Origin of the sequence: Rhodococcus sp. NPDC057014 (genome assembly GCF_042673295.1) — a bacterium.
In the GTDB taxonomy this organism is placed as follows: Bacteria; Actinomycetota; Actinomycetes; order Mycobacteriales; family Mycobacteriaceae; genus Rhodococcus_F.
This window is the reverse complement of record NZ_JBHUSF010000334.1, coordinates 1-9558: the sequence shown is the minus strand read 5'-3', so window position 1 is coordinate 9558 and position 9558 is coordinate 1. Positions and strand designations below refer to the sequence as shown.

At 68.7% G+C, this 9558-nt stretch carries 5 protein-coding genes; 2 read left to right on the top strand and 3 right to left on the bottom strand.

Translation table 11 applies throughout. The features are described from left to right. Positions 1 to 36 precede the first annotated feature (36 nt). The 3 genes from ACFTZB_RS38190 to ACFTZB_RS38180 all read right to left on the bottom strand — a co-directional run bounded on the left by ACFTZB_RS38190 (position 37) and on the right by ACFTZB_RS38180 (position 7165). On the bottom strand, positions 37 to 1659 hold the full coding sequence (locus tag ACFTZB_RS38190) for a flavin-containing monooxygenase (RefSeq protein ID WP_378439985.1): 1623 nt from the start codon (positions 1657 to 1659) through the stop codon (positions 37 to 39). Between the two features lie 155 nt (positions 1660 to 1814). Next, positions 1815 to 2597 carry an RsiV family protein gene (locus ACFTZB_RS38185; RefSeq protein ID WP_378439983.1) on the bottom strand — a complete coding sequence of 261 codons (783 nt, stop codon included), beginning with the start codon at positions 2595 to 2597 and terminating at the stop codon, positions 1815 to 1817. A 29-nt stretch (positions 2598 to 2626) separates the two neighbouring features. Beyond that, on the bottom strand, positions 2627 to 7165 hold the full coding sequence (locus tag ACFTZB_RS38180) for an amino acid adenylation domain-containing protein (protein WP_378439981.1): 4539 nt from the start codon (positions 7163 to 7165) through the stop codon (positions 2627 to 2629). A 218-nt stretch (positions 7166 to 7383) separates the two neighbouring features. Between ACFTZB_RS38180 and ACFTZB_RS38175 the strand changes: the two genes are divergently transcribed. Together ACFTZB_RS38175 and ACFTZB_RS38170 are read left to right on the top strand one after the other, a co-directional pair. Beyond that, positions 7384 to 8367, top strand: a complete 984-nt coding sequence (locus tag ACFTZB_RS38175) for an LLM class F420-dependent oxidoreductase (RefSeq protein WP_378439978.1) — start codon at positions 7384 to 7386, stop codon at positions 8365 to 8367. A 98-nt stretch (positions 8368 to 8465) separates the two neighbouring features. Then, positions 8466 to 9461, top strand: coding sequence for an LLM class flavin-dependent oxidoreductase (locus ACFTZB_RS38170; protein WP_378439976.1), 996 nt, complete (start codon positions 8466 to 8468; stop codon positions 9459 to 9461). Positions 9462 to 9558 lie beyond the last annotated feature (97 nt).

The following is a 9558-nucleotide window of genomic DNA, read 5'->3' as shown; positions in this document are numbered from 1 at the left end:
GGCAATTGCCTGCGCGGCTGACCAATATCCGGGAATCTATCCCACCGGGTCGGCCAGCCGCGTGCGGGACCGGCTGAACTCGAACCCGCGGAACCCCTCCTCCGCGACGTCCGCGCAGATCCGCCCGTACGCGCCGAAGCCCCCGAGGTACGGCATGAACACGCGGGGTTTGCCCGGAATGTTGGCGCCCATGTACCAGGAGTTCGCCAGCGGGAACAGGGTCTGCGCGGCAAGCTCGCGGCAGTGCTCCACCCACTGCTCGGTGGCCGGGACCGACGCCTCGACCGCGTCGTAGTCCTTCTCCCACAGGTGCTCGATGCAGTCAGCGATCCAGTCGACGTGCTGCTCGGCGCCGAGCACCATGTTCGCCAGCACCGACGGGCTGCCCGGCCCCGTCACGACGAACAGGTTCGGGAATCCCGGAACACCCAGACCCAGATAGGTTTTCGGACCCTCACTCCAGTACTCGGCCAGGGACACGCCGCCCCGGCCGACGATCCGCATGCGGTCGAGGGCCCCGGTCATGGCGTCGAATCCGGTGGCGAACACCAGCGTGTCGAGGCCGTAGTCGGCGTCGGCGGTGGTGATCCCCGACGGCGTGATCGACTCGATCGGCGCCGCCTTCAGGTCCACCAGAGTGACGTTCGGCCGGTTGTACGTTTCGAAATAGTGGGTGTCGGTGACGATCCGCTTGGTCCCGATGGGGTGATCGTTCGGGATCAGCTTGTCCGCGACCGCGGGATCGTCGACGAGGCGGCGGATCTTCTCCTCCGCGAACTCCCGCGCGGTCGCGTTCGCGGCCTCGGTCTTCGTCTGGTCCGGAAAGGTTTTCGCGAACAGCACCCCGCCGAGTTTCCATCGCGTCTCGTAGGCGTCGCGGCGCTCCTCCTCGGACACCTCCAGCGCCGACTTCGGGTGCGCGTTGTACGGCGACCCGCCGCCGCTCTCCCGCGACAGCCGCCTGCGCTCGTCGTATTCCGCCTTGATCGCGCGCCGCATCTCGTCGTCCCACATCTCGTTGCCCGCGGGGACGCTGTAATTGGCGCTGCGCTGGAACACGTACAGGTGGTCCGCCTGCTCGGCGATAACGGGAATCGACTGGATGCCCGAAGAACCGGTGCCGATGATCCCCACCCGGCGGCCGGTGAAATCGACGCCCTCGTGCGGCCAATGACCGGTGTGATGCGTGTCGCCCGTGAAGGATTCGCGCCCCGGGATGTTCGGCATGTTCGCGGTGGACAGCGCCCCGGTCGCGAAGATGCAGTACCGGGCGGACAGGACGTCGCCGCGGTCGGTGCGCACCTCCCACCGCAGCGTGTCCTCGTCCAGTTCCGCGGACGTCACACGGGTGCCGAACAGGAAACGGTCGCGGAGGTCGAACCGGTCCGCGACGTGATCGATGTACGCCAGGATCTCCGGCTGGGTGGCGTACTTCTCGCTCCAGTCCCACTCCTGCTCGAGTTCCCGCGAAAACGAGTACGAGTAGTCGACGCTTTCCACGTCGCACCGGGCGCCGGGATAGCGGTTCCAGAACCAGGTTCCGCCGACGCCGTCCGCGGCCTCGACACCCTGGACCGTCAGACCCATACTCCGCAGTTTGTGGACGGCGTACAGACCCGCGAATCCCGCACCGACGACGACAGCGTCCACGTCGCCGATCCGATTCGCCCGAGCATCAACTTCGGTGCGTGCACTCACGGGCGCGCTCCTCTCCCATTCGACAGACACATTTCGGCAGCAAAGGCCTGTCTGGGACGGTAGGTCGGAGCACCCGGGCAGCTACAGGTTCGTTCCCGGTGAGCGGTCGGGAGCGGCTAACTCGATACGACGGGAGCCACATCGGGGTCGATCACGTCCGCGAGGTCGTCCCACGGCACGGTGACGGTGACGAGCCCGATGGCGTGCGGCCCCACCTGGTAGTCGTTGAAGTGGATTTCCATGCCCGCCGGGGTGGCCAGCCAGTTGGCGAAGTTCGCCTCGGTCGGCTCGATGCCCGATCGATCGAAGTCCGGTCCGGCGACCGTCTCGGGGAGCAAGCGCGCGGAACTGTCCGACAGGGCCTGCAGGCCGGCGGGCAGGTCGGGGAACAGGTCGCCGAGCGTGATCGGCGCGGCCGTATCGGCATTCACCACCACCGTCGCGACGATCGGGGTGGGATGCGCCCCGGGCGGATCGGCGTTCCAGGACGTCACCAGCAGCCCGCTGATCACGTGCTCACCGATGTGCGCCACGCTGTGTTCCTGGCTGCTCAGAGTGAACGCGTCGGTGCCCCAGCCGTCGATCTGGTCCTGGAGCGCGGCGCGCATCGATTCGTTGAACTCGGCCGCGACCGCCGGGTCGCCGCCCTCGACCTGCGGGATGAGCACGTCGTAGCCGACACGGCCGGTGGAACCGGTGACCTGCAGTTCGGACTCCGTGTAGGGCACCCCCGCGGGCGTCGCCGGTCCGGTCGCCGGGTCGGTGGTGGACGGTCCCGCGTCGGACGCGGTCGACGGCTCGCTCACCGCCGTTCCGGACCGGTCGGAGCAGGCGGCGGGCGCGAGGAGCACGGCGCCGCCGAGCAGTGACACCAGAATCGATCTCCGGAAGCCTCTCATCAGGCATCTCTACCACGTCCGATGCCCGCTCACCTACCGATCGGGTCGACGACGGTGTGCAGCAGGTCGACGAAACGCTGTGCGGTGGATGCGTCGTAGAGGTCGGCGGAATACACCAGTTCGGCGTCGATTCCGACGGGCGTCCCGTCGACGTCGTGACGTTCGGTGAAGTGGAAGTGCAGATCGCACTTGGCGATGTCGAGCGGACGCGGAGTGACCTCGAAGTCGAGCCCGGACACGTTCAGGGAGGCGGGAGCGAAGTTGTTCAGCGACAGCGCAACCTGGAACAGCGGATGCAGGGACGGCGAGCGGGGCGCGTCGAGTACCTGCACGAGTCGTTCGAACTGCACATCGGCGTTCGCGAGAGCGCGAAGCTCCACGCCGCGGGATCCCTCGACGGTGTCGCACAGCGTCATGCTCGGGTCGACCCGGGTACGCAGAACCAGTGTGTTGACGAACATGCCCACCACGTCGTCGAGCGCCGGGTCTCCCCGACCCGCGATCGGAGTGCCGATCGCGATGTCGGGATCTCCGCTGAGGCGGGCGAGCAGCATCGCCACCGCCGCCCTGAGCGCCGTGAACAGGCTGGCGTGGTGCTCGTGCGCGGTGGCCAGCAGGCCTCGATGCGCATGCTCGTCGAGAGAGAACGGAAGCCGCCCCGCCCGGTAGGTCCATCGCTCCGGCCGGGGGCGGTCGGTGGGCAGCGCAAGCTTCCCGCGCAACCCCGACAGTTCCTTCGCCCAGTGGGCGATCTGCCTCGACGCGACACTCGCCGGGTCGTCCTCGCGGCCCAGCAGCGCCCGCCGCCACACGGTGTAGTCCGCGTACGTCGCGGTCGGCGGCTCCCAGTCGGGCGCCCCGTCCGCGGACCGGGCACCGTAGGCGTCCGCGAGATCCCGTGCCAGCGGTGCGAGCGACCAGCCGTCCGCGGCGATGTGGTGGACGACGCACGACAGCAGGTGGTCGCGGTCGCCGAGCCGGAACAGCCGCGCGCGCAGCGGCGGATCCCGCCGCACGTCGAATCCGGCGGACAGCAGGCTCGACGTGCGGGCCTCCGCTTCCGCCGCGCCGGTCACCACCGGCCTGAGGTCGGGCATCGCGCCGGCCACGTCGAGCACGTGCTGGTACGGCCCCGACGGCGAGTCGGGGAACACTGTCCTCAGTGCACGGTGCCTGCCGAGGACGTCCGCCATCGCCGAGTGCAGGGCCTCGACGTCGAATTCGCCGCGCACGCGCACGGTGAAGGGGATGTTGTGGAGAGCGGGTTCCACGACGGTGCGGTCGATGAAGAATTGCGACGGGGACAGCGGCACGACGGCGGGCAGCGGTGTGGCACCCAGCGTCGGCCCGCGCTGCGGGCGGATGGCCGGCGACTGTGCACAGGCCTCGGCGATCCTCAGTGCCAGTGCAGCGACCGTCGGTGCGTCGAAGAGGTCGCGCACGCCCATGCCGGTGCCGAGTTCGGCGTTGATTCGCGCCACCACCCGGATCGCCGACAGCGAGTCGCCGCTGAGGTCGAAGAAGGAATCGTCGGCGCCGACCGCGTCCACACCGAGAACCTCGGCGAACACTCGCGCGACTCGACGCTCCGTCGGAGTCGAGGGGTCACGATGAGGCACCGAGTCCGAGCCGTACTCCGGCAGCGGCAGCGCTGCCCGGTCGAGTTTCCCCGTCGGTGTCAACGGGATCGACGTCAGGAGCATGATCGATTTCGGAACCATGTAGTCGGGCAGAAATCGTGCCAGCTGCGCTGTCAGCACGTCGCGATCGATCGAGAGGTCCGGCTCGGCCATGATGTAGGACACCAGGTTCGGGTTGCCTGCCGAGTTCCGGTGCAGCACCGTCGCCGCGAACGTGACGCCCGGTTGCGCGGTCAGTGTGGCGTCGATCTCGCCGAGCTCGACCCGGAATCCGCGGATCTTGATCTGGTCGTCCGCCCTGTCCAGGAACTCGAGCGTCCCGGTCGCCGTCCACCGGACCACGTCCCCGGTGCGGAACATCCGGGACCCTCGGCGGCCGAACGGGTCGGCGACGAACCGTGCCGCGGTCAGACCGTGGCGCCGGTGATAGCCACGCGCGAGTGCCGGCGTGGCGAGGTAGAGCTCGCCGACGGCGCCCGGCGGAAGCGGACGCAGGCGGTGATCCAGAACCACCGCGTCCACGCCGCGCATCAGGGAGCCGATCGTCATGCGCTCGTCCGCCGAGACCGGATCGGTGAGGGTGACACTGCACGTCGTCTCCGTCGGACCGTACGCGTTGCGCATGTCCTGCCTGCGGGCCCACTGCCGCACCAACTCCTGCGGGCACGCTTCCCCTCCGACCAGCACCAACTCCAGTTCGTTCGTCGCGCCGGGGTCGATCGCGGCCAGTGCGGACGGCGTCGTCAGGAGGTGCGTGACGTGTTCGTCGCGCAACAGTCGCGACAGCTCGTCACCGCCGAACACACCGGGCGGGGTCACGACGAGCGTCGCGCCGCCGATACCGGCCGCGAGTACCTCGACCAGCGCCGTGTCGAAACTCGGCGAGGCGAAGTGCAGGATCCGCGAGCGCGCGGACACCGCATACTTGTCCCGGATTTCCTGCGCCAGGTTGGCGAGACCCCGGTGGGTGACGACGACCCCCTTCGGGGTTCCGGTCGAGCCGGACGTGTAGATCAGATACGCGGGATGGTCCACGAGCAGAGGGCGCGTGCGTTCCACGACGGTCGGAACGTCGGAAGGGTCGCTCTGACAGAGTTTTTCGAGCTCGTCGACGTCGGCGTCCAGCCACGCGATGGCGCCGGGCAGCCGGGCACGCTCCGAGCGGACCGTCAGCCCGACCGTCGCACCGCAATCGCCGAGCGTGTACGCGATACGAGCGCGCGGATGCGAGGGATCGATCGGGACGTAGGCCGCACCGGTCTTCGCGACCGCCCACAGCGCCAGCACCGACTCGATCGACCGTGGGAGGGCGACCGCGACGGCGTCCTCGGGTCCGATGCCCCGAACCGCCAGAAGGCGCGCCAGCCGGATGGCGCGCCGGTCCAGGTCGCCGTAGGACAGTGTGCGTCCCCGGTCGGTGATCGCGATCGCCGCCCGATCGTTCGCGACGGTTCCCGTCAGGAGACGGTCGAGCGTGACGGGGTCCGTATCCGGAAGACCCCGCGCGGGAACGAATTCCGCGCGTTCCCCCGCGAAGAAGACGTCGAGATCGGCAACCCGCGCGTCCGACTCGGCCGATGCGGTGAAACGGTCGAGAAACGCGAGGAAACGCGTGTGGTGCCCGCCCAGTTCGGCGTCGTCGTACAGTGCCGGATTTCCCTCGAAATCGATGCGGGCGGCGCCTCCGTCGGACCCGGGATAGATGTTGACGGCGAGGTCCGCGACGGGACCGGTGGTGAGTACCCGGACCGTCGCCTGCACGGCGCCCAGCGTGATCTCCTTGGTGAACATCATGACGTTGACCACCGGCCCGAAATGCAGGAGTTCGCCCCCTCCCGAGGCGAGGTCCCGGCCGATGTCCTCGCGGCGGTAGCGTTGACGGCGCAGTGCCGCCGCCAAACACGCCTCGGCGGTGTCGACCGCACGACTCACGGTGGCAGAGCCGATTCCGTTCAGCCGCAACGGGATCACATTGGAGACCGAGCCGCCGGCGTGCCTGAGGCAGGCCGTCGTCCGCGCCGACACGGGCAGGGACAGGACCACGTCGTCGGCGCCGGTCATCCTGGCGAGATAGGACGCGAAGGCGGCCACGGTCACGGCCGTCGGATTCCGCACACCGCCGCTCGCAGGCGCGTGCCCCGTCGCTGTCCGGGCGTCGACCTCCGGTCGTGCTGCGCGGCCGCTCAGGCTGAGGACCGAAGCCGGCCCACTGCCCTGTTCGCGCCAAAAGTCGCGGTCGCGGGCGAACCGGGTGGAGGCGCGGTAGGTCGCGTCCTCCTGCACGAGACGTTCCGGTCCCTCGATCCGGCGGTCCGGGGGCTCTCTGCCCTCGACCGCGGCGACGTACAGTTCGGCCGTGCGGCTCATCAGCATCATCGCGGCGTACCCGTCCGACACGATGTGGTGAGCGCGGGAATACCAGTAGTAGTGATCGTCGCCCAGCCGCAGAATGTGCGAGACCAGGAGCGGGCCGTCGTACATGTCGGTGCGTGCGGTCCGGTCGTTCCGCATCCAGCGGTGCGCGGCGTCGACGGGATCCACCTCGCCGCGCAGGTCGGTGGCGGGCACAGAATCGTCGACGGTCGGATCCACGACCTGATGCGGCTGTCCGTCGACGTCCACCAGGCGCACCGATCCCCAGCCGAATTCGCGGTTCGCGCGACGGGTGGCGTCGCGGAGGGCACCCAGTTCGACCGGCCCGTTCAGCTCGACGTAGTGGGCGATGACGTACGGGACCTCCGGCGTGAGCTGTTGCGCGAACCAGATGGATCGCTGCGCTGCGATCAGCGGAAAGGCGCCGACGGTCGAGCGCGTCGGCTGCGTGAGCGGACGTTCCAGGACGGGCACGTGGGGCCGGACGGGCGTGGGCCTCTCCGGGCAGGCGCATGTCGCGCCGCCGGATGGCTGCGAATCGAAATCGAAGTTCATCGTCCCCCCCTCGGTCTGCGCTCTGCACTCCATCGCCCCACTCTGCACTCCATCGCCCCACCGCGCAGAGTTGTCGCTGATGGCGGATCGGCGACGGATACGGCACTACCGTCAGCGTGCACCACCCACAGGTGGTGCAACAGGGACCCCAGGGTGATCACTTCCTACCCTCGAAATAAAAGAGGTGCCCCAGCCGCCATCCGAGTAGCGTCGATCGGGTGACTATTCGCCTTGGATATCAGATGCCGAATTTCAGTTACTCCACCCCGGTCGCGGACCTGTTCCCGACCGTGATCGCACAGGCCCGTGAGGCCGAATCCGCGGGCTTCGACACCGCATTCGTCATGGATCACTTCTATCAGCTGCCGGGCCTCGGCGAGCCCGACGAACCGATGCTCGAGGCGTACACCGCGCTCGGCGCCCTCGCCACGGCCACCGAGAACATTCAGCTGTCCGCCCTCGTCACCGGCAACACGTACCGCAACCCGCCCATGCTCGCGAAGGCGGTGACCACCCTCGACGTCGCCAGCGGCGGACGCGCCGTCCTCGGGATCGGGGCCGGCTGGTTCGAACTCGAGCACCAGCAGTACGGCTACGAGTTCGGCACGTTCACCGACCGGTTCGAACGGCTCGACGAGGCGCTGCAGATCATCGCGCCGATGCTGCACGGGCAGCGCCCGACGTTCGACGGCAAGTGGTATCACGTCGAGAACGCGATCAACGAGCCGCGGATCCGCGACGACCTGCCGATCATGCTCGGTGGTGGCGGGGAGAAGAAGACGTTCGGTCTCGCCGCCCGGTTCGCCGATCACCTGAACATCATCTGCAACGCGAGCGAGTTGCCGCGCAAGCTCGAGGCCCTCGACGCACGGTGTTCGGAGATCGGCCGCGACCGGTCCACGCTGGAAACCAGCTATCTGGCCTTCGTCATCATCGACGAGGACGGCGACCGCGCCCGGCAACTCCAGCACGACTTCCTGCTCGCGCGGGGCGTCGACTTGTCGAAGGCGTCGGACGAGGAACGCGCCGCCGCCACCGACCGGCAGTTCTGCGGCGCCCCCGACGAGGTCGCCGAGCAGCTCAAGACCCGGGTCCTCGATCCGGGAATCGACGGCGTCGTCCTCAATCTCGTCGCCAACGGGCACGAACCCGGCATCGTCGAACTGACCGGCCGCACGTTGCGACCGCTCGTCGAGGCCTGACACCGGCCAGGAATACGCGCACTACCTCCGCGGTTGTATCCGGAGGTAGTGCGCGAGGCTAACCTCTCGCACCTCGGTGACGAAAGGTGAAGAAGCCCGTGAGTGCTGTTCTGTCGATTCTGGATCTGGCCTACATCCGCGAGGGCGACACGGCGCGGGACAGTTTCGACGCGAGCGTGAAACTGGCGCAACTCGCGGAAACCCGCGGGTACCGCCGCATCTGGTACGCCGAGCACCACAACATGCCGTCGATCGGCTCCTCGGCGACGAGTGTCCTCATCGCGCACGTCGCCGCCCACACCCAGAACATCCGGCTCGGCGCGGGCGGCATCATGCTGCCCAACCATGCGCCGCTGACGATCGCCGAGCAGTTCGGCACCCTCGCGACCCTGCACCCCGGCCGCATCGACCTCGGGCTCGGCCGCGCCCCCGGCAGCGACCAGAAGACGATGTACGCACTGCGCCGCGACGCGGCGTCCGCGGACCGGTTCCCGCAGGACGTCCTGGAACTGCAGGCGTACCTCAAAGGCGTGTCACGGGTGCCCGGCGTCGATGCGATCCCCGGCAAGGGCACCAACGTTCCCCTGTACATCCTCGGATCCTCGCTGTTCGGCGCGCAGCTCGCCGCAAAATTCGGCCTGCCCTACGCCAACGCGTCCCACTTCTCCCCCGACTCGCTCGTCGACGCCGTCACCCTGTACCGGGAGCGATTCGAACCGTCCGAGGAGCTGTCCGAGCCGTACGTGATCGCCGGCGTCAACGCCATCGCCGCCGACACCGCCGAGGACGCGCACCGGCAGTTCGAAGCCTCGCTGCGGCGACGGGTGGTGCAGATGGTCGGACGCGGTCGGACGTTCACACCCGAGGAGGTCGACCTCATCATGACGTCCCCCGCGGGTCAGCAGGTCGCGCAGATGGTGCGGTACTCAGCGGTCGGCACACCCACCGAGGTCAAGGCGTACCTCGACGAGTTCGCGGAGCACGCGCAGGCCGACGAGCTGATCGTCGCCTCCCACGCCGAGAACACCGAGTCCTGGCTGAAGACGTACGACCTGCTCGCCGACGTGTGGCGCTCCGCACCCGTGCGCGGTTAGCGAGTCTCTGGACTCGTCAACCCCGCCCCGGCGGGGCAGCCGCCCACGCGGGGACGATCACGCCACCCCGGTTCTTACCGGCCCGCACATACAGGTA